At 68.4% G+C, this 19539-nt stretch carries 23 protein-coding genes; 12 read left to right on the top strand and 11 right to left on the bottom strand.

The window, feature by feature from the left end; all coding sequences use genetic code 11:
* Positions 1-62: 62 nt before the first annotated feature.
* Complete coding sequence (gene ypfJ, locus DWV11_RS15075; RefSeq protein WP_115789740.1) at positions 63-962, bottom strand: KPN_02809 family neutral zinc metallopeptidase; 900 nt, start codon at positions 960-962, stop codon at positions 63-65.
* A 61-nt stretch (positions 963-1023) separates the two neighbouring features.
* Here ypfJ and DWV11_RS15080 point away from each other — a divergent pair, with 61 nt between their 5' ends.
* Both DWV11_RS15080 and DWV11_RS15085 read left to right on the top strand, forming a co-directional pair.
* On the top strand, positions 1024-2424 hold the full coding sequence (locus tag DWV11_RS15080; protein WP_115789765.1) for a class I adenylate-forming enzyme family protein: 1401 nt from the start codon (positions 1024-1026) through the stop codon (positions 2422-2424).
* Entirely contained in the window at positions 2396-3622 is a 1227-nt protein-coding gene (locus DWV11_RS15085) for a thiolase family protein (RefSeq protein WP_115789741.1), read from the top strand. Before DWV11_RS15080 ends, DWV11_RS15085 begins: the two co-directional genes overlap by 29 nt.
* Here the strand turns inward: DWV11_RS15085 and DWV11_RS15090 are convergent.
* From DWV11_RS15090 to DWV11_RS15100, 3 genes are read right to left on the bottom strand one after another with little or no spacing between them, the layout of a single operon-like run.
* Positions 3603-4268 carry an energy-coupling factor transporter transmembrane component T family protein gene (locus DWV11_RS15090; protein WP_115789742.1) on the bottom strand — a complete coding sequence of 222 codons (666 nt, stop codon included), beginning with the start codon at positions 4266-4268 and terminating at the stop codon, positions 3603-3605. The two genes, DWV11_RS15085 and DWV11_RS15090, sit on opposite strands and share 20 nt — an antisense overlap.
* Positions 4265-4978: an energy-coupling factor ABC transporter ATP-binding protein gene (locus tag DWV11_RS15095; RefSeq protein WP_115789743.1), complete on the bottom strand. Its 714-nt coding sequence runs from the start codon at positions 4976-4978 to the stop codon at positions 4265-4267. The genes DWV11_RS15090 and DWV11_RS15095 overlap by 4 nt, the downstream gene beginning before the upstream one ends.
* A gap of 37 nt (positions 4979-5015) precedes the next feature.
* Complete coding sequence (locus tag DWV11_RS15100) at positions 5016-5624, bottom strand: biotin transporter BioY (RefSeq protein ID WP_115789744.1); 609 nt, start codon at positions 5622-5624, stop codon at positions 5016-5018.
* A 294-nt stretch (positions 5625-5918) separates the two neighbouring features.
* Between DWV11_RS15100 and DWV11_RS15105 the strand changes: the two genes are divergently transcribed.
* Positions 5919-7517: an ABC-F family ATP-binding cassette domain-containing protein gene (locus DWV11_RS15105; RefSeq protein ID WP_115789745.1), complete on the top strand. Its 1599-nt coding sequence runs from the start codon at positions 5919-5921 to the stop codon at positions 7515-7517.
* 71 nt (positions 7518-7588) lie between these two features.
* Here the strand turns inward: DWV11_RS15105 and DWV11_RS15110 are convergent, their stop codons facing one another.
* From DWV11_RS15110 to DWV11_RS15125, 4 genes are read right to left on the bottom strand one after another with little or no spacing between them, the layout of a single operon-like run.
* The gene (locus tag DWV11_RS15110; RefSeq protein ID WP_115789746.1) at positions 7589-8086 is read right to left on the bottom strand and encodes a YbaK/EbsC family protein; all 498 of its coding nucleotides are present in this window, start codon (positions 8084-8086) and stop codon (positions 7589-7591) included.
* Positions 8070-8933, bottom strand: a complete 864-nt coding sequence (locus DWV11_RS15115) for an SURF1 family cytochrome oxidase biogenesis protein (protein WP_115789747.1) — start codon at positions 8931-8933, stop codon at positions 8070-8072. The genes DWV11_RS15110 and DWV11_RS15115 overlap by 17 nt, the downstream gene beginning before the upstream one ends.
* On the bottom strand, positions 8934-9212 hold the full coding sequence (locus tag DWV11_RS15120; protein ID WP_115789748.1) for a hypothetical protein: 279 nt from the start codon (positions 9210-9212) through the stop codon (positions 8934-8936).
* On the bottom strand, positions 9209-9703 hold the full coding sequence (locus DWV11_RS15125) for a DUF3099 domain-containing protein (protein WP_115789749.1): 495 nt from the start codon (positions 9701-9703) through the stop codon (positions 9209-9211). The genes DWV11_RS15120 and DWV11_RS15125 overlap by 4 nt, the downstream gene beginning before the upstream one ends.
* Positions 9704-9925: 222 nt before the next feature.
* Between DWV11_RS15125 and DWV11_RS15130 the strand changes: the two genes are divergently transcribed.
* The 4 genes from DWV11_RS15130 to DWV11_RS15145 all read left to right on the top strand — a co-directional run bounded on the left by DWV11_RS15130 (position 9926) and on the right by DWV11_RS15145 (position 12759).
* A complete protein-coding gene (locus DWV11_RS15130; RefSeq protein WP_115789750.1) occupies positions 9926-10648 on the top strand; it encodes a beta-ketoacyl-ACP reductase in 723 nt (240 codons plus the stop codon).
* A gap of 149 nt (positions 10649-10797) precedes the next feature.
* Positions 10798-11547, top strand: coding sequence for an SDR family oxidoreductase (locus DWV11_RS15135; protein ID WP_115789751.1), 750 nt, complete (start codon positions 10798-10800; stop codon positions 11545-11547).
* Positions 11548-11670: 123 nt separating this feature from the next.
* On the top strand, positions 11671-12051 hold the full coding sequence (locus tag DWV11_RS15140; protein ID WP_136017917.1) for a DUF6153 family protein: 381 nt from the start codon (positions 11671-11673) through the stop codon (positions 12049-12051).
* Positions 12052-12129: 78 nt separating this feature from the next.
* The gene (locus tag DWV11_RS15145; RefSeq protein WP_115789753.1) at positions 12130-12759 is read left to right on the top strand and encodes a DUF305 domain-containing protein; all 630 of its coding nucleotides are present in this window, start codon (positions 12130-12132) and stop codon (positions 12757-12759) included.
* 130 nt (positions 12760-12889) lie between these two features.
* Here the strand turns inward: DWV11_RS15145 and serB are convergent, their stop codons facing one another.
* Positions 12890-13783, bottom strand: coding sequence for a phosphoserine phosphatase SerB (serB, locus tag DWV11_RS15150; protein WP_115789766.1), 894 nt, complete (start codon positions 13781-13783; stop codon positions 12890-12892).
* A 112-nt stretch (positions 13784-13895) separates the two neighbouring features.
* On the opposite strand from serB, the gene DWV11_RS15155 reads away from it, so the two are divergent.
* From DWV11_RS15155 to DWV11_RS15165, 3 genes are read left to right on the top strand one after another with little or no spacing between them, the layout of a single operon-like run.
* On the top strand, positions 13896-14681 hold the full coding sequence (locus tag DWV11_RS15155) for an ABC transporter ATP-binding protein (RefSeq protein WP_115789754.1): 786 nt from the start codon (positions 13896-13898) through the stop codon (positions 14679-14681).
* Positions 14682-14700: 19 nt separating this feature from the next.
* Entirely contained in the window at positions 14701-15486 is a 786-nt protein-coding gene (locus DWV11_RS15160; protein WP_115789755.1) for a sulfite exporter TauE/SafE family protein, read from the top strand.
* 24 nt (positions 15487-15510) lie between these two features.
* On the top strand, positions 15511-16353 hold the full coding sequence (locus DWV11_RS15165; RefSeq protein ID WP_115789756.1) for a TrmH family RNA methyltransferase: 843 nt from the start codon (positions 15511-15513) through the stop codon (positions 16351-16353).
* A gap of 101 nt (positions 16354-16454) precedes the next feature.
* Here DWV11_RS15165 and DWV11_RS15170 read toward each other — a convergent pair whose 3' ends face one another.
* Together DWV11_RS15170 and DWV11_RS15175 are read right to left on the bottom strand one after the other, a co-directional pair.
* Entirely contained in the window at positions 16455-17312 is an 858-nt protein-coding gene (locus tag DWV11_RS15170) for an alpha/beta fold hydrolase (protein ID WP_115789757.1), read from the bottom strand.
* Positions 17313-17318: 6 nt separating this feature from the next.
* Positions 17319-18404 (bottom strand): FAD-dependent monooxygenase, encoded by a 1086-nt coding sequence (locus tag DWV11_RS15175; RefSeq protein WP_115789758.1) that lies wholly within the window; start codon positions 18402-18404, stop codon positions 17319-17321.
* A gap of 53 nt (positions 18405-18457) precedes the next feature.
* Between DWV11_RS15175 and DWV11_RS15180 the strand changes: the two genes are divergently transcribed.
* Both DWV11_RS15180 and DWV11_RS15185 read left to right on the top strand, forming a co-directional pair.
* On the top strand, positions 18458-19021 hold the full coding sequence (locus DWV11_RS15180) for a TetR/AcrR family transcriptional regulator (RefSeq protein WP_115789759.1): 564 nt from the start codon (positions 18458-18460) through the stop codon (positions 19019-19021).
* Positions 19022-19250: 229 nt separating this feature from the next.
* Complete coding sequence (locus DWV11_RS15185; protein ID WP_074589571.1) at positions 19251-19508, top strand: type B 50S ribosomal protein L31; 258 nt, start codon at positions 19251-19253, stop codon at positions 19506-19508.
* Positions 19509-19539 lie beyond the last annotated feature (31 nt).

Genomic DNA, 19539 nt, shown 5'->3' on the forward strand with positions numbered 1-19539 from the left:
CGGCGGCGGGTCACCTTCCATTGGAAGGCGACCCGCCGCCGTCGGCCGTTTCAAGCGGCCGGCTACGGCCGGGCGACCGCGAAGGTGTCGCACTTGGTGATGTCGCCGGTGGTGTAACCCTGGCTGAACCATTTTTGCCGCTGGGCGCTTGAACCGTGGGTCCAGGCTTCGGGGGAGACCCGGCCGGTGGCGGCCTTCTGGATGCGGTCATCGCCGACGGCTTGCGCGGCGGACAGGGCATCGGCCAGGTCCTGCTTGGTGAGCGGTTCGAGGTAGGGCTGTCCCGTGTCCGGGTCCTTGGCTGTGCTCGCGTGCCGCGCCCACAGCCCGGCGTAGCAGTCGGCCTGCAGCTCCACCCGGACGGCGCCGGACTGCGGACCCTGCGGGTCCTCCTGGGCCCGGCCCAGGTCGCCGAGCAGGTTCTGCACGTGGTGCCCGAATTCGTGCGCCACCACGTATTCCTGGGCGAGCGGACCTCCGGAGGAACCGAAGCGGTCCACCAGTTCCTGGAAGAATCCGGGGTCGAAATACGCCGTGCGGTCCGCAGGGCAGTAGAACGGGCCCACGTCGCTGGTGGCCGTCCCGCAACCGGTGGAGGTGGCCTGGCTGAAGATCACGGCCTGCGGGCGCGGGTATTTCACCTGGTAGTCGGCGAGGTATGCCGGCCAAAAGCTGTTGAGGCTGTTGACGGTGCCGAGGATGCGGCAATCCAGGCGCCTGTCCGCGTCTGCACCCGTACGGCACTCCCGGGTGCCTCCGGACTGCGTGCTGCCGGGTCCGGCAGCGGGCGGTTGTCCGCTTCCGGTGATGCCTTCGAGGACCTGCGGGTTGACCCCCAGCAACACGAGGATCAGGGCGATGATGCCTCCACCGATACCGCCGCCGATCTTCACTCCCCGGCCTGCCCCGCGGCGGTCCTGCACCTGGCCGGGATCCAGCTCTGCTCCGTCATTGAAACTCATAGTGCCAACCATAGGGCGTCATGGAGGGCGGGCAAGGGGCCGGGGAAGCTAAGATGCTTTGGTGCCTTTCCTGAACAAGCTTCAGCTCTGGGCCGAGGACCGTCCCGACGATACCGCCGTCGCTGTGGGCGGGAAGCGGCTGACCTGGGCGCAGCTGCGCGATGATGCGGCGCTGCGGCTCGTCGAGACCCCTGCCACGACGGTGCTGGCGGAGGCGAACTCGCTGCAGTTCGTGGTGTCCTTCGCCGCCGCCGTCGCGGGCGAGCGGCGCTGTGCCGTGCTTGACCCGCTCTGGCCGGCGTCCCTGATCGAGGAGGTGTCCCGGCGGATCGGCCCCGGTGGAACGCCCGCAGGGCCCGACGCCTGCGAGCTGCTGGACGGTCCTCCGGAGTCAGAGTTCCTGGTGGGCCTGACCTCCGGCACCACCTCGGTGCCGAAGGCCTTCACCCGCTCGCGCCGGTCCTGGCAGCTCTCCTTCGAGGCGTCCGTGAAGTTCTTCGCCCTGGACCAGGACGATGTCACACTGGCGCCCGGCCCCCTGGCAGCGAGCCTGAACCTGTATGCCTTGTCCGAGTGCCTCTACGCCGGGGCCGCCTTCCACACCCTGGAGCATTTCGACGTCGGCGACGCCCACGCGGCGATCACGCACGACGGCGTTACCCGGCTGGTGCTCACCCCCACCGTGTTGCGGCTGCTCAGCGAACGCGGGCTGGCCGGCGGTGTGGATGCCTCGGGGATCCGCAGCATCATCTGCGCCGGTTCCAAACTCGACGCCCGCACGCTTGAGGCGGCGCGGCGCTGGGCCCCGAACGCCGCGATCCTCGAGTACTACGGAGCCTCCGAACTCAGCTTCGTCTCCGGCACCTGCCTCGCCGCGGGGCAGCCGCTCGACGCCGGCGGTACCGGCATTGGCGGACCGTTCCCCGGCGTCGAACTCTCCGTCCGGGACGATTCCGGCGGGGAAGTTGCCGCAGGCGCCCACGGCAACATCTGCGTGCGCAGCGGCATGATTTCCAACGGCTATCTCTGGGGCGACGACGGGCACGCGCTGCGCTCCTTCGGAGACTGGTTCACCGTGGGGGACCAGGGGTACCTCAAGGACGGCGTGCTGCACATCCTGGGCCGCCGTTCGGACATGATCCTCTCCGCGGGGCGGAACGTGTATCCGCACGAGGTGGAGCTGGCCCTGGCCGCGGTCCCGGGCGTCTCCGCGGCGGTCGCCGCGGGCATGCCGGACGAACTGCGCGGCCAGCGCGTGGTCGCTGGAATCCTGCCGGCCTTCGGAGCTGTCACAGCCACGCAGATCCGCACCGGACTGGACGGGCTGCTCGCCCGGGAGAAGCGGCCCCTGCAGTACTACCTGCTCACGGAACTTCCGGTCACGGACCGGGGCAAGGTCAGCCGCCGGGTACTCCTGGAGTGGATCACGGACAATGACCCGCGGGCCCGTGTCCTTGGCTGAGGCCGACCCGGAACTGCAGCCGGTCATCATCGCGGCCCTCCGCACCCCCGTCTGCCGGGCCGGCGGACAGCTGAGGTCCCTGCGCGCCGAAGAGCTCCTGGCTCCCGTGCTGCGCTTCCTGGTGGACACCACGGGCGTAGCGGGGGAGCAGGTCAGCGACGTCGTGATCGGCAACGCGGTGGGCGGCGGCGGAAACCTGGCGCGCCATGCCGCCCTGCTGGCTGGCCTGCCCGTCAGCGTGCCGGGCATGGTGGTCGACCGGCAATGCGGCTCCGGCCTGGACGCGATCGTGCTGGCATCCCGCCTGCTCGCCGCCGGCGGTGACGGGATCTACCTGGCCGGCGGGGTGGAGAGCATCAGTACGGCCCCACTGCGCGCCTACCCCGGCCGCACCCCGGAGGAGGCTCCTGAGTTTTACACCCGGGCCCGCTTCGTGCCGGCTCGGTTCGGCGACCCCGACATGGGGGTCGCGGCCGAGAACGTGGCACGCGCGTACGGGATCAGCCGGGAACGCCAGGACGACTTTGCCTTGCGCAGCCACCGGCGCGCGATCGCGGCCAGGGAGGCCGGCAACTTCGCCGGTGAAATCCTGCCGCTCGCTGTCGATGGGACAACAGTGGCGTCCGACGACGGCCCCCGCCGTGCGCTCAGCGCCGCGGTGCTCAAACGCTTCCCTGCCGCGTTCGTTCCTGAAGGGACGGTCACCGCCGGGAACTCCTGCTTCGACGCCGACGCCGCCTCCGCCGTCGTCATCACCTCGCTGCGCCGCGCCCGCGCACTTGGCGTCCCTGACGCGCTCTTGGTGCTCGGCAGCGAGACCGCCGGCGTCGATCCCGAACTCCTGGGCGTCGGCGCGGCGGCCGCGGCGGCCCGGCTGCTCGAACGCCACGCCACCCGGGCCACGGATGTGGACCTCCTCGAATTCAATGAAGCGTTCGCCGCCCAGGCGATCGCCTGCCTCGACGTGCTGGGGTTCGATCCGGAACGGGCCAACCTCGACGGCGGAGCCCTTGCCCTGGGGCATGGCTACGGCGCCTCTGGTGCCGTGCTCGTTACCCGGCTGCTGGCGCAGGCGCGGGCTTTGGCCAAGTCGACGCCAGCGAAGGAAGCCGCCGGAGCGGATCCGCTGGCGCTGGCCATGATCAGCATCGCCGGCGGCATGGGCACGGCGGCACTGTTCAAGTACCTGCGGTTGTAGCTTCCGGCTCCGCGTCGTCGATGGCGTCGTCGGCGTCGCCCAGCCCACGGGCGGCGAGGGCGTCGCCGGTCTGCCGGGCGTAGGCGACGGTGGAGATGAACACCGGCAGCACGAGGGCCCGCGGGTTACGTTCCAGCCCCCGGGCGCGGGCCGAGTCGCGCACGTCGGCGAAAGTGCCCGCAATGAAAGGAATGCTGCGCAGCATCACGGCGATGGTCAGGGCGAAGCGCTCCGGATCGGCCCCGAAGCGCCGGAACGGGCGGGCGAGCCCCGCGACGCCGTCGAGCAGGTCCTGGACGGGGGTGGTGGCGGTCAGCACCGATGCCGCCACGACGCACACGAGCACGTTCAGGACGATCCGGGCGGCGGTCGGGCCGCCGAGCTGCCACCACTGGAACAGGCCGATGAACAGGAGTACGGGCGCCATGAGCCACAGCGCCCTGAGCAATCGCCGCACGCCTGCGCCACTGAGCAGGAACAGCCCGCACATCACCGCGAACACGACGGCGGAGGCCAGCCAGTCGACGATCAGGAAGGATGCAGCCCCGCACCCTGCCACGAGCACGAATTTCGCCCACAACGGAGCCCGGTGGAGCAGGGAGTTACCCGGGACGTGATTGGCCAGGAGGAAGCCGTGGCCCCTCACGGAACGTCCTCGAAGGAGGCCGCGCACAGCGCCCGGTAATGTTCGACGGCGGCTGCCGGGCCGCCGTCGAACACGATCCGCGTGTTGTCCACCACCAGGACGCGGTCCATGTCGAGGACCAGCTCGAGGTCGTGCGTGGACATGACCACCTGCTGCGGCAGGCCGGCCACGGTGTGGCGGAGCAGTTCCCTGTTGCGCAGGTCCAGCAGGGTGGACGGCTCATCCAGGACGAGCACCGTGGGGTCGACCGCCAGCACGGCGGCCAAGGAGAGCAACTGCCGCTCGCCGCCGGAGAGCTCATAGATGCTCTGGTCGGCCAGGTGCAACAGGCCGAAACGGTCGAGCACCGCTTCGGCACGGGCGGCACGCCCGGCAGCGCTCTTCACAGTGCGGCGCAGGGACAGCTCCACGTCTTCGCGGCCTGTGGGCATCACCAGCTGGGACAGCGGATCGGTGAAGACGAAACCCACCTGGCTGCGGACCTTGCGCACGTGCTCCAGGGTGCCGGCACCGTTGACCCGCACGGAACCTTCGCTGGGCAGCACGAGCCCGTTGAGCAGCCGCAGCAGGGTGGACTTCCCCGAACCGTTGGCGCCGATCACCCCGATGCGGCGCTCGGTGAGGTCCAGGTCGATGCCGTCGAGGAGCGTCTTCGGCGCATCCTGGCCGTCCACAATGACGCGGACTGAAACGTCCCTCAGCTCAATCATGCTGTCCTTGCTTTGCTGGCGGGTGGCCCGGCCGGCGCTACTTGACGCGGCGGACCAGCAGGTCCGGGAATGCCTTGTGCAGCGACACTGCGATGACCGCGGCCAGGACGTTCTTGATGATATCCCCCGGGTAGTAGACCAGGTCGGCGAGGAATGCCTTGCCGAAGTCCAGCTTGCCGTTGACCATCATGCCCAGGACGCCGAGCCCATGGACCAGCACGATGCTGCTCGCCATCGCGGCGGCGAAGAAGAACACGGCGCGGTACTTGACGGTCCTGCGGATGACGACGGCGGCCAGCCAGCCGGTGGCGGCGGCTGCCAGCGGGAAGGCGATGATGTAACCGGCGGACGGTCCCGCCAGGATGCCCAGGCCGCTGCGCCCGCCGCTGAAGATCGGCAGTCCGGCCAGGCCGAGGAGCACGTACAGCCCGACGGCGGCGAAGCCGCGCCCGGCGCCCAGCGCCAGGCCGGTGAGCATGATGATGAGCATCTGGATGGTGATCGGCACACCGAGTGCGCCCACCGGGACACCGGGGACGAAGGCGGAGGCCGCCACGAGCGCGGCGAAGACGGCGATCAGCCCAAGGTCGGTGGCGGTCCATTGCTTGCGTGCCTGCGGGCGGGTGGCGGTGCTGTTCTGGCTCATTGCGGTCCTGTCGGTTAAGGCCTGGTGCGGGTGGGCGGGTTTCCCTGTTTCGAGGGTAGTTGTGCGGGGCAGCGCCGTTTTTGGAGGCTTCGGACAAGCCGCCCGCCGCCGCTTTGTCAGGCTGCGCACAAATTGCCAGGCTGCGCGTCAACCGTCAGGCGGGCATGGGCCGGTTCCACGTGCGCGGCTGCCCCCGGCCGGCCCGGTAGACTTGGACAGGCCGCGTTCGCGGTCCTCCCCGCCGCCGGCAGCTTCGATGTGCCGCGGCGTCCCCGTTGAAAGGCATCCGAAGAATTGATCACCGTCCAGGAACTCGAACTCCGCGCCGGCGCCCGCCTGCTGATGGACCAGGTCAACTTCAGGGTGGACAGGGGGGACAAGATCGGGCTGGTGGGCCGCAACGGCGCCGGCAAGACCACCCTCACCCGGGTCCTCGCCGGTGAAGGGCTGCCCGCCGCGGGCAAGGTGACCCGCAGCGGCGAAATCGGCTACCTGCCGCAGGACCCCCGCACTCCTGACATGGAACAGCTCGCCCGCGACCGCATCCTGTCCGCCCGCGGCCTGGACATCGTCGTCGGCAAGCTGAAGAAGGCCCAGGCCGAGATGTCCAGCGAAGACGCGGCCGTGCAGCGCAAGGCCATGGCCCGCTACGACCGCCTGGAAGCCGAGTTCCTGGCCGGCGGCGGCTACGCAGCCGAGGCCGAGGCCGCGGCCATCTCCTCGAACCTGGCACTGCCGGAGCGCATCCTCAACCAGCCCCTGAAAACCCTCTCCGGCGGCCAGCGCCGCCGCGTGGAACTTGCCCGGATCCTGTACTCGGATGCCGAGACCCTGCTCCTGGACGAACCCACCAACCACCTCGACGCCGATTCGATCTCCTGGCTCCGGGACTTCCTGAAGAGCCACCAGGGCGGGCTGATCGTCATCAGCCACGACGTGGAGCTCCTCGAAGCCACGGTGAACAAGGTCTACCACCTGGACGCCAACCGGGCGCAGATCGACTACTACAACATGGGCTGGAAACGGTACCTGCAGCAGCGCGAAACCGACGAGCGTGCCCGCAAGCGCGAACGTGCCAACGCCGAGAAGAAGGCCCAGGTGCTGCTGGACCAGGCCAACAAGATGCGCGCCAAGGCCACCAAGGCCGTCGCCGCGCAGAACATGGCCAAACGTGCCGAGCGGCTCCTCAGCGGACTGGAAGCCGTGCGCGAACAGGACCGCGTGGCGGCACTGCGCTTCCCGGAACCCGCGCCGTGCGGCAAGACCCCGCTCACGGCCGAGGGCCTGAGCAAGTCCTATGGTTCGCTGGAAATCTTCACCGATGTGGACCTGGCCATCGACCGAGGCTCCAAGGTGGTCATCCTGGGCCTCAACGGTGCCGGCAAGACCACCCTGCTGCGGATGCTGGCGGGCGTGGACAAGCCCGACACCGGGGACATCATTCCGGGTCACGGCCTGAAGGTGGGCTACTACGCCCAGGAACACGAAACCCTGGACCATGACCGGACCGTGCTGGAGAACATGCGCTCGGCCGCGCCGGACATGAAGGACGCGGAGGTGCGTGGCATCCTCGGTTCGTTCCTGTTTTCCGGCGACGACGTGGACAAGCCGGCAGGCGTGCTTTCCGGCGGTGAGAAGACCCGCCTGGCCCTGGCCACCATCGTGGCCTCCAGCGCGAACGTCCTCCTGCTGGACGAACCGACCAACAACCTCGACCCCGCCAGCCGCGCCGAAATCCTGGGCGCCCTGCGCAACTACACCGGCGCCGTCGTGCTGGTCAGCCACGACGAAGGTGCCGTGGAAGCGTTGAACCCGGAGCGCGTGGTGCTGCTGCCGGACGGCGTCGAGGATCTCTGGAACTCCGACTACCTGGACCTCATCACCCTGGCCTGATCACCCAACTGACTGGCAGTTGATACCGGTGTTGATCTCTCAAAACGGCAGTAGCTGCGAGCTACTTGGGCTCAGCGCACCCGCAGCGGTTCGGCGCCGGTGATCCGGGCAAGATCGTGGTAGCTGATCGAGAACATCGAGGAGTGGTCGCCGCCGCCGGCCCACAGCAACGGATGCTCCTCGAGGGATTCGTCCAGGACGGTCCGGATACGCCGCGGGTGCCCGAGCGGGGCCACGCCGCCCACTTCCTGGCCCGTGTGCTCGAAAACGAAGTCCGGGCTGGCCCGGCGGAGTTTTCCGCCGCCCAACTGGGCCGCCACGAGCGAGGTGTCCACCCGTGCGGCGCCGCTGGCAAGGATCAGGAGGGGTCCGCCGTCGAGCTCGAAGACCAGGCTGTTCGCGATCGCGGCGACGCTGCAGCCCAGCTGTTCCGCTGCAGCCGCAGCCGTCGGGACACCCGTGCTGAAGAGCTGCATTGTGTCCGGCAGTCCGGCGGCCAGGAGCGCGTTCCTGACGTTGTCCACGGCTTCCGGGGATCCTGCGGAGTGTGCGTCAGTAGCCTTGGGCATCGAGAATCGCGTCTTCCTCTTCTTCGGACGTGCGGCGCTTGGACGTGCGGGCAGGTTTCGAACGGGCGCCCTTGACCCGGGCGGCCGCGCCGAAATCGTCGTCCTCGTCTTCGGCGTCGATCCGGGCATTGCGGGCCTGCTGCCGGGCAGCGTAGCCGAAGCCCACGAACATGAGCAGACCGAAAGCAAACCATTGCAGGGAGTAGGACAGGTGCGTGCCTTCATCCGTTTCGGGTTTGGGGAAGGCGAGCGGCATCGACGCCGGTGCCGGGTTTTCGCTCGCCAGCTGTCCGTAGGCGCCCGTCAGCAGGGGGTAGGGGAGTTCGGCGGCGAAGCCGCGAAGCTCGATGGATGCGAGCTGGCCCTCGACAGCGCCGCGATCCAGTTTCGCTTCGCCCGGCTTCAAGCGCACGACGACGGTCACCTCGCCGGCGGGCGGGGCCGGGATGCTGTCCGGGCGGCCGGGCGTCCTATTGCCGATGGGCAGCCAGCCGCGGTCCACGACGACGGCGTCCCCGCTGTCGAGACGGAAGGGAACCACCACTTCGTACCCCGGCTGGCCGTTGAGCGGGCGGTTGCGCACCACACGCTGGCCGGCCACGTCGTAACGGCCGTGGAGTTCAACCTGGGTCCACTCCTTTTCCGGGTCCAGGGCCTGGAACTCGGCCTTTGCCGCGCTGAACGGGATCGGTGCGGCCGAGTAGTTGCTGACCACGCGGTTGATCTCGGCGAGCGTTTCGGCGCGCCGGTCCATCTGCCAACGGCCCAGAAGGACGCAGCCGATGGCGAAGATCAGCGCCAGCACAAAGTAGCCCAGCCACTTGCTGGAGAAAAGGAAGCGGTACATTCAGCGGGCCCCGTCCTGTGCCGGGCCTGGTGTTTCCAGGGCAGTCTCCGGGGTGAAGGGGATGGTTTCCTTCCAGAGTCCGCGGGTCTGCAGGTAGTCCTCCAGCCAGCCGCGGTGCTCGGTGCAGGACAGCCAGACCTTCCGGCGTTCCGGGGCGTGGATGCGCGGGTTGTTCCACAGCAGCTGCCAGCTTGCCTCGGCCCGGCAGGCCTTGCGGGAACAGATGGCGGGAGCGCCTTCGGGGCCCGCCGCGGGGGAACCGGGGAAAAGCAGGCTCACTGCGCCGCCTGCCCGCGGCTGTCGTCGGGCCTGCCACCGGCGTCAGTGGCATCGTTGTCGTCGACGATTTCGCCTTCCAGGATGGTCATCGGCTGCCCTGTCTCCGTTTCCTCTGCTGTGCCTGTTTCCTGCGCCCGGTCCGCGCCTTCGAGTTCCGCCGCGGGAACGTAGTCGAGCAGGGCGTCACTGTGCACTTCGGCCTTGTCGCTGCCGTTGGCGATGACCACCGCGATCCACGGCAACAGGACCGCTCCGGCAACGGCAACGAGCTTGAACCAGCCGTCCACCACGAAGATCAGGATGATGCACACCATGCGGATGCCCATGGCCAGTGCATACTTGATCATCCGCTCGCGCATGTCTTCCGAATGGGCGGCCGCGGCGTCGGTGATGCTGTGGACTTCCGGGTACGCAGAATCCGGCACCGGGTTTCCGGCTCCCCGGTCCAGGGGGCGGTCATGTCTTGTCACAGCTTGTTCACCACGCTCCAAAATGCTCCCTTCAATTCTCTCACCACGGCACTTGGCACCCAAACCGCCCCCAAAACGCACGCAGCCGGCCCCGAATTGCACCGGACGGCGCGGCCGCCACGTCCGCCGTCGGCCGGTATGCCTTTTCCGCAGGGGCGCCGGGCCGCGGCTAAGATCGATCCGGGAAAACAACCTTCTTCACAATGCGGCAGCTTCCTGCCGCGGGATCACGGAGCACAGAGCATGTCTGAAACAGCAAACGGCCGGAGCGTACTTATTACCGGTGGCAACCGCGGAATCGGCCTGGCCATCGCCGAAGCGTTCCTTGCCAACGGAGACAAGGTCGCCGTGACCTACCGCAGCGAGTCCCCGCTTCCCGAGGGCATCCTCGGTGTCCGTGCCGACGTGACCGACGAAGCTTCCCTCGACGCCGCGTTCAAGGAAGTCGAAGCCGCCCACGGCCCGGTGGAAGTGCTCGTCGCCAACGCCGGCATCACCAAGGACACCCTCCTGCTGCGGATGAGCGAAGACGACTTCACCTCCGTGCTGGACACGAACCTCACCGGCGCGTTCCGCGCGATCAAGCGGGCTTCCAAGGGCATGATCCGCCTGCGCAAGGGCCGCGTGGTGCTCATCTCCTCGGTATCCGGCCTGTACGGCGCACCCGGGCAGATCAACTACTCCGCATCCAAGGCAGGCCTCGTGGGCATCGCCCGCTCCCTGACCCGCGAACTCGGCAGCCGCGGCATCACCGCTAACGTGGTGGCACCGGGCTTCATCAACACCGACATGACAGCCGAACTCCCTGAGGAAACCCAGAAGAGCTACCTGGCGAGCATCCCGGCCGGCCGTTTCGCAGAAGCCACCGAGGTGGCCAACGTGGTCCGCTGGATCGCCAGCGACGAGGCCGCCTACATCTCCGGCGCCGTCATCCCGGTCGACGGCGGCCTGGGCATGGGCCACTAAGCGGAGCCTTCCGTTTCCCCCACCGGTCCTGTTGCCGCGGTTCCGTGCCGAGCTTTTGTGGAATGCCCACAACGGGAAAACGGCACCGCGCTGGCATGATGGATACCGGACCCGTACTGTTTTGGACGTCATGAACAAAAGGAGCCCGCATGGGACTGCTCGATAACAAGACCGCAATCGTCACCGGATCGTCCCGGGGCATCGGCGCCGAGGTTGCCAAGATCCTCGCTGGCGAGGGTGCCGCCGTCGTCGTGAACTACCGCCAGAAGGCGCCGCGGGCCAACAAGGTCGTCAGCGAAATCCAGGAAGCCGGCGGCCGCGCCGTGGCCGTGGGAGCCGACCTGACCACGGTGGAGGGCGTGCAGGCACTGGCCAGCGCTGCCATGGAGCAGTTCGGTTCCCTCGACATCCTGGTCCTCAACGCCTCGGGCGGCATGGAATCGGGCATGGAGGAGGGCTACGCGCTCAAGCTCAACCGCGACGCCCAGTTGAACATGCTGAACGCTGCCGTCCCCCTGATGCCTGAAGGCTCCCGCGTGGTCTTCGTGACCAGCCACCAGGCCCACTTCATCGACACTGTCCCCACCATGCCGGAATACGAGCCGGTGGCCCGCAGCAAGCGCGCCGGTGAGCTGGCGCTGCGCGAACTGCTGCCGAGCCTCGAAGAGAAGGGCATCTCCCTCGTGGTGGTCTCCGGCGACATGATCGAAGGCACCGTCACCGCGACGCTCCTCGACCGCTCCAACCCGGGTGCCATCGAGGCCCGCCGCGCGGAAGCCGGCAAGCTGTACTCCGTGGAAGAGTTCGCGGCAGAGGTGGCCAAGATGGTGACCGCCGACGTCGAAAGCGGCCACACCGAGTACGTCGGCGGCGCCGACTACTTCGGCAAGAGCGCCTAGGTCCGCAAGATCACCAGACCGGAAGTCCCGGACGGCAGCCGCTGTCCGGGACTTCCGTCATTGCGAACCATACCCCCTAGGGGTATCGTGAACGTCGTGCGGAACGAGCGGGGAGGAGCAAGCATGCGGACATGTGCCGCCAGGCTGGCGTTGCTGCTCACCGTGGCCGCGGTGCTCACCGGATTCCTGGGCATGCACGTGCTCAACGGCCCGCATGCCGGGCACACGGCCGTGGCCATGGACGCGATGGCGGATGCCGCCTCCCTGGATCAGCCACACGCTACGGACGCCCACGGCTGCGACTGCTCCGCGCCGTGCCCCGTGGCTTCCAAGATGTATCCGCCCTGCGTTCCGATGCCGAGCACCCTGACGCTGGATGCCCCGGGCGCCTCACCCCTGGTGCTTCCGGCAGCCTTGCCGGCCATGCGGATAGGCGCCACAGGCGGCGTGCTCGCCGATCCCCGCAGTCCCTCCTTGCATGAGTTGTGCATCAGCCGGTGCTGAGCCGCCTCGGCAGGCTGCCCAAGGGCGGCCACCGCAGCACGAGCCCGCAACAGCACAACCGCAGACAAGGACCATCCAATGACCATTCTTGACACCTTCACCACACCGCGAGCCGCGGCCGCCGCCGTGCTGCTCGCCGCCGGACTCACCCTCACCGCGTGCGCCGGCGGCACGGGAAACAGCACCCCGGCGGGCAGCGCGCAGGAGGGCGGGACGCACCAGCAGAGCCAGCCCACCTCGGCCGCGCACAACGAGGCGGACACCGGCTTTGCGCAGGCGATGATCGTCCACCACCAGCAGGCCCTCGACATGAGCGAAAGCATGCTCGGCAAGAAGGACGTCCCGCAGTCCGTGACCACCCTGGCACAAAGGATCAAGGGCGCCCAGGGCCCCGAGATCGCCAGCATGACCGCCTGGCTCAAGGCCTGGAACGAACCGGTGGAAATGTCATCCGGACATGCCGGCCACTCCATGGAAGGCATGCTCAGCGAGGAGGAACTGGCCAAGCTGGACGCTGCCCAGGGAAAGGAAGCGGCCAGGATGTTCCTCACGCAGATGATCGCCCACCATGAAGGCGCCGTCACCATGGCCAAGGACCAGGCGGCAAACGGCAAGGACCACGCCGCCGTGAAGCTGGCGAACGCCATCGTCACCGCGCAGCAGGCCGAGATCAAGGAAATGCGGGAGCTGCTCGCCACCCTCGGCTGATCCTCAAGACGCAGAAGGCCGTGGCCCCTCCGGGCGGGAGGGGCCACGGCCTTTGCGGCGTTCCGGGAGCCGGCTTTCCGGGTCGTCTTGAGTGCCTGCGTTCCGGGGCTTGCTGCGTTCCGGGGCTTGCTCAGACGCCGGCGATGTGCCGGACCGCGTCCAGGTAAGGCATGTTGATGGCGGCGTCGGCGACGGCGCGCACCGCCGGCTTGGCGTTGAAGGCAACGCCGATTCCCGCGGCGCCGAGCATGTCGAGGTCGTTGGCGCCGTCGCCCACGGCGATCGTATGACCCAGCTCGATGCCCTCGGCGGCCGCCCATTGGCGCAGGTACTTCTCCTTGGCCGCCCGGTCGATCACTTCGCCGAGCACCCGGCCCGTCAGCGCGCCATCCACGATTTCGAGCTCATTGGCGATCCAATGGTCCAGGCCCAGCTCCTCGGCGATCGGGCGCAGGATCTGGTTGAAGCCGCCGGACACCACGGCCACTGCGTGGCCCGCCGCCTTGAAGGCCGCCACGAGTTCCGCGGCCCCCTCGCTCAGGCGCACCTCGGCGCGGACGGAATCGACGACGTCGGCCGGCAGCCCGGCGAGCACGGCCACCCTGGCGTGCAGGCTCTGGGCGAAGTCGAGTTCGCCGCGCATGGCGGCTTCCGTGACGGCCGCGACTTCCTCGCGCTTGCCGGCGTGGGCGGCAAGGAGCTCGATGACTTCCTGCTGGATGAGCGTGGAATCGACGTCCATGATGAGCAGCTTGCGGGCCGCCTGGCGCAGGCTGTCCGGCACGACTGCCGTGTCCACGCCGGGACCGGCGGCACCGGCCAGCATGCGGCGCAGCGCCGTGAGGTCCGTCGAAAGTCCGTTCTCCACGGAGAGTCCCACCGTGTAGACGCCGAAACGCTCGTCCCCGGAGCGTTTCTCGGAGGTCAGCGAAGCGCCTGCCGAGGAGAGCACATTCCGCAGGCTTTCCAACTCCAGGGGGGACAGATTCACGCCATAGCTGACGGCGGTCACGTTCGAACTCATGGCTGCAATCTTAGCCAGCGCGGCAGCGCCCCCTGAATTCCATGTGACGGCCCCGGCCATGACCGCCGGCCGGTTATCAGTCGGCCCGGATTTTGTCCTAGTGTCTATTCCTATGAGTGATGTTCTTGAACTGACTTCTGTCAGTGTCGTCCGGGGTTCCAAGACTTTGCTGGACAAGGTTGACTGGCAGGTCAACGACGGCGAACGCTGGGTGATCCTTGGTCCGAACGGCGCAGGCAAGACCACACTCCTCCAGATCGCCGCCGCCCGGCTGCACCCCAGCAGCGGAACGGCCGGCATCCTCGACGAAACCCTCGGCCGCGTGGACGTCTTCGAACTGCGCCCCCGCATCGGCCTCTCCTCGGCGGCACTGGCCAACCACATCCCTGAGTACGAGAAGGTCCTCAACGTGGTGGTCACCGCCGCGTACGGCGTCACCGGCCGCTGGCGGGAAGGCTACGAGCGCGACGACGAACGCCGAGCCTTCGCCCTGCTCAACGAATGGGGCATGGGCCCCCTCCTGAACCGCACCTTCGCCTCCCTGTCCGAAGGGGAGCGCAAGCGCGTCCAGATCGCCCGCGCCCTCATGACCGACCCCGAACTGCTGCTCCTGGACGAACCGGGCGCGGGCCTGGACCTCGGTGGACGCGAGGAACTGGTGCACCGGCTTGCCGAACTGGCCAGCGACGAGGAAGCTCCGGTGATGGTCCTGGTCACCCACCACCTCGAGGAAGTCCCGCCGGGCTTCACCCACGCGATGCTGCTGCGCGACGGCGGTGTGGTCGCCTCCGGTCCCATCGACGAAGTCCTCACCGCCGAACACCTCAGCACCACCTTCGGCGTGGACCTGGACGTCACCGAGAACGCGGGACGCTACACCGCCACCGCCCGCCGCTGAGCCGGCCGCCTACGACCCAGTGGAGTTGCTCAGCGGAGTCATCACGTTCATCGCCGGCCTGTGGGCCGGCACCATCAACGCAGTGGTCGGTTCCGGCACGCTCGTGACCTTCCCCGTGCTCATCGCGCTCGGGATCACCCCCGTGGTGGCGTCGATGAGCAATGCGATGGGCCTGGTGGCGGGCGCCGCCGCCGGGGCCTGGGGCTACCGGCGCGAACTCACGGGCCGCGGCAGGCAGTTGATGCAGTTGCTTCCGGCATCCTTGCTCGGCGGCATCACCGGAGCCTGGCTGCTCCTGCACCTGCCGGAGAAGGTCTTCTTCTTCGTCGCCCCGGTGCTCCTGGTCCTGGCGCTGCTCATGGTCATGTTCCAGCCTCGCCTGCAGGCATGGGTCCGGCGCCGCGAGGAAAACCCGGAGCACGCCATCAAGGACAAGAACCATGGGATCCTGCTCGTGGTGCTCGTCTATCTGGCCGGCGTCTACGGTGGCTACTTCGTGGCAGCGCAGGGCATCCTCCTCGTGGGGATTCTTGGGGTGTTCATGACCGGCACCATCCAGAACGCCAACGCCATGAAGAACATCCTGGTGCTGGGCGTGAACATGGTGGCCGCTGTGTCCTACATGCTCTTCGCGTTCGGCCGGATCAACTGGACCGTGGTGGCACTGATCGCCGTCAGCTCGACCATCGGCGGCCTGGTGGGCTCCAAAGTGGGCCGCCGCCTCCCGCCGCCAGTGCTGCGCGGCGTGATCTTCGTCCTCGGCCTGGTGGCGCTCGGCTTCATGATCGCCAACCTGCTGAAATAGCCGTACTCCCGAAAGGCCTGGCCGGTGACTTTCCACTACCTCGAATCCGCGGACGATCCGCGCGTGTCCGACTACACGCAGCTCACCGATGTGCACCTTCGCAAGCTCCGGGAACCGGAGGAGGGCATGTACATTGCCGAATCCTCCCGGGTGCTGCGGCGCGCCCTCGCCGCCGGGCACCGCCCGCGGTCGTTCTTCCTCGCCGAGAAATGGCTGGAGGACCTCGACGACGTCTTCCGGCAGTTCCCGGATGTTCCCGTCTACATCGGGCAGGCGAAGCTGCTGCAAGAGATTACCGGCTTCCACCTGCACCGCGGAGCCATGGCTGCCATGCACCGGCCCGCGCCGGTGCCCCTGGAGACCCTCCTGGCGGCTGCCCGCAACGTGCAAGAACCGGATCGCCCCCATGCACGAGGGCGATCAAGGATCGCGATCCTTGAAAACCTGACGGACCATACGAACGTTGGTGCGGTTTTCCGCAGCGCCGCCGCGATTGGGGTCGACGCCGTGTTGGTTTCGCCCCAATGTGCCGATCCGCTCTACCGGCGCTCCATCCGTGTCTCGATGGGCACCGTGTTCCAGGTGCCTTGGACACGGATCGAATCGTGGCCCGGGGACATTGCGGTGCTGAAGGAAGCAGGCTACGTGGTGGCGGGAATGACGCTGGGGGAGGGGGCTATCACACTGGACGAGCTCGTCGCCGAAAACCATGAGAACCTGGCGTTGGTCTTCGGTACGGAGGGGGAGGGGCTGACCCCCGAAACAGACAGTGTGCTCGACCGGAGGGTCACCATTCCCATGATGAATGGCGTCGACTCGCTCAACGTTGCTGCGTCGTCTGCGGTTGCGTTCTATGCGGCCAGGTAACGCATGGCAGGCGACGGTGGACTGCGCGTCGTGATCGGGCCTCTGCAGCCCCGTCAATAAAGAGCCCCGTCAATAAAGAACCCGTCCATGGAGAAGCCGCCTTATGGGGCGAAGAACGCCAGGACCCGTTCGGCGACGAGGCCGGGGCTGTGGTCGGCGATGAAGTGCCCCTCGCCGGGAACGATCTCCGTGGTTACGTTTCCTCCGCGGCCGGGCCAGTGCCCCATCTCCTGCAGCGTCGCCGAGGGCTCCATGGCGCCGATGAGCGCCAGGGTCGGCACGGTGAAGTCGCGCTTCGCGTACGCGCCGAAGATGAGCCCCATGAAGGCCGGCAGCAGGGTGGTGCGGCAGAGGGCCGCGCCTGCTGCGGCCCGTGCGGGATGGGCCATCGCGGATCGGTAGTGCCCGATGTCCTGCTCCGCGACACCGCCGACCGGCTCGAACGCGGTCAGGAGGTGCCGCGCGAACTTCCCGCTGTGCTGTATGCGGGGTCCGATCCCGGGTGCGGCGAGGGCGAAGATGTGCCAGAGCTTGGGGAAGAGAAGCAGGAGGCGCACATTGGGCCTGATGTGCAGGTCGGGGCAGCCGGAGACCACGAGCGCCTCGACGAGGTCGGGCCGCTCCATGGCAAGCATCTGGCCGATGATGGCTCCCCAGTCGTGGGCAAGGAACCTGGCCTTCGCGATCCCGAGCGCGTCCATGAGCAGGACGATGTCCTCCACGAGCGTCGGCATGTCGTAGCCTGCCCCGGGTGCGTCGCTCCAGCCGAAGCCGCGCTGGTCCACAGCGAGGACGCGGTAGTGCTCGGCGAGGCGGGGCATGACGCCGTGCCACTCCCACCAGTTCTGCGGCAAGCCGTGCAGCAGGATGACGGGCTCGCCCTCGCCCGCCTCGGCAACGTGCATGGACAGGCCGCGCACGTCGATCCACCGGTGTGTCACTCCGGCGAGATGCGGCATCGCGGGTCATGGTGTGGTCCTCCCGGGCGGAGTCGTGGCAGCTGGTCCGGGGCGGCGTCGTGCGGCGAGCCTGCCGGCCGCGGCCACGAGCGAGTCCCGCAGCCATGGGTGCTGCTGCTGGTTGGTGAGGCGGTTCATGAGACGGGAGCCGGCAACGGCGCGCTGGGTCGTACGACGACGCGCGGCGTCGTACTGCGCGAGGCCCTCCGTGACGCTCGAGGCGGCGAGGAGGGCGTCCGCGAGGGCCAGGCCGTCGACCAGGGCCTCGCACCCGCCGCGGCCCAGGTGCGGCGCCATGGCATGTGCGGCGTCCCCGACAAGGGCGGTGTTCCCGGTGACGTAGCTCGCCAGCGGAGCGAGGTCCTCTATGCGGCGGCGGTCGATCTGCTCCGGCGTGATGGCGCCGAGGACCTCGTGGACCGCAGGGTGCCAGTCGCGGTAGAGGCGGCGCAGGATGGCGAGGGGTTCGTCGCCCCGGTCCCCGGCGAGGCGGGCCTGGACACCCGCGTACCAATTTGATCCGCCGCCCGGGAACGACGCCCGGCCGAAGATGAGTCCCTGGCCCCACGTCTCGGACGCGCCCGCGCTCTCGATCGGCGCGACGCCGCGGAAGGCGACCACCCCTGCGTCCCGGAGGCGGGACCCGGGTAAGGAGGCTGCACGCACGGCGGAGTGGACGCCGTCGGCCGCCACGACCACGTCGGCTCCGGCCCGGAGGTCAGCGAGCTCCGCCGGCGAGTTGACGGGGATGCCCCAGCGCACGGTGCCGTCGGGGAGGGCTGCAAGGAGCGCCTCGAGGAGGCTCATGCGGGCTACGCCGTGCGAGCCTTCCGGGAGCGTGAGCGCGGCCATGACGCGCCCGTCGGGGCGGAGGATCTCGCCGGAGGTTACGTCGACGGTGTCGAGGCCGCCGGTCACGCCGAGCCGCTGCAGCGCGGCCCACGCCTTAGGCCATATGCCGAGGAGCGTGCCGGCTGTGGAGAGGCCTGCGTGGCGCTCGCGCACCTCGACGTCCCATCCACCGGCCGTCAGCGACCCTGCGGCGGCGAGGCCCGCGATTCCAGCGCCCACGATGACTGCTGAGCCCTTCATGCCGCCAAGATACTACGTTCGTAGTAATCTGTCACTACTTTTATAGTGGATTCATGTCGACACGTGAGATGGTCCTCGAGGCCGCAGTGGAACTGCTCGGAACCCAGGGGCTCAGGGCGCTCACCCACGCCCGGGCCGACGAGGCGGCCGGGGTGCCGCGCGGCTCGGCGTCGAACTACTTCCGCACACGGGCGGCGCTCCTGGCCGGGGTGGTCGAGTGGATCGTGCGGGAGGAGATCGCGGGGCTGGACGCGGGGCAGGAAGCCCCGGGCGCCCTGCCCTCGACGGTGGAGGGCTTGGTGGAACTGCTGGCGGGGACAGTCGAGCGACTCACCGGCCCGTTCCGCGTGCGCACCACGGCACGGTACATCCTCTTTCTTGAGGGAACGCACGACGACGACGTGCGGCGCCCGCTCCTGGCCGGCCGGGCGGGCTTCCGGGCATTCGCGGAGGCAGCGCTCGCTGCACTCGGCGCGGCCGACCCGGCCCTGGCAGCAACGGCTGTCATGGCCTTGGGCGAGGGGCTCATCATGCACCGCCTCGCCGTGGACCCCGATGCGGATGTGCGTGGGGCCATCGACGCCGCGGTGCGGGGGTTTGTGGATCGCCGTCCCTGACGGCGAATCCGGGACGCGAGGCGGCTCCGCTGCGTCCGCCGTCGCATTCCGGGAACTCCGGCCGCGGGATTGAAACGCGGGAGCGCCGGTTCGCCACGCGCCGCCGCATCGGCTAGGATTGTTTGTTGGCCCGGGAGCCGCGGAACGTTCACCGTCCGCAGGCGCGCGGTCCACCTCCATTCATACCTGGCAACTGGCAAAATCCAGCTGCGCGAACAAAGGTCCAATTATGAAGTCTGATATCCACCCGAAGTACGAAGCTGTTGTTTTCAACGACCTGGCTTCCGGCGTCAAGTTCCTGACCAAGTCCACCGTGTCTTCTTCCAAGACCATCGAGTGGGAAGACGGCAACACCTACCCGGTTATCGACGTCGAAATCTCCTCCGAGTCCCACCCGTTCTACACGGGCAAGCAGCGCATCATGGACTCCGCAGGCCGTGTCGAGCGCTTCAACGCTCGCTTCAAGGGCTTCGGCGCCAAGAAGTAACCGACTTCATCAAAGTCATCCAGGCAATGCC

The organism is Arthrobacter silvisoli, assembly GCF_003369445.1.
Lineage (GTDB): Bacteria > Actinomycetota > Actinomycetes > Actinomycetales > Micrococcaceae > Arthrobacter > Arthrobacter silvisoli.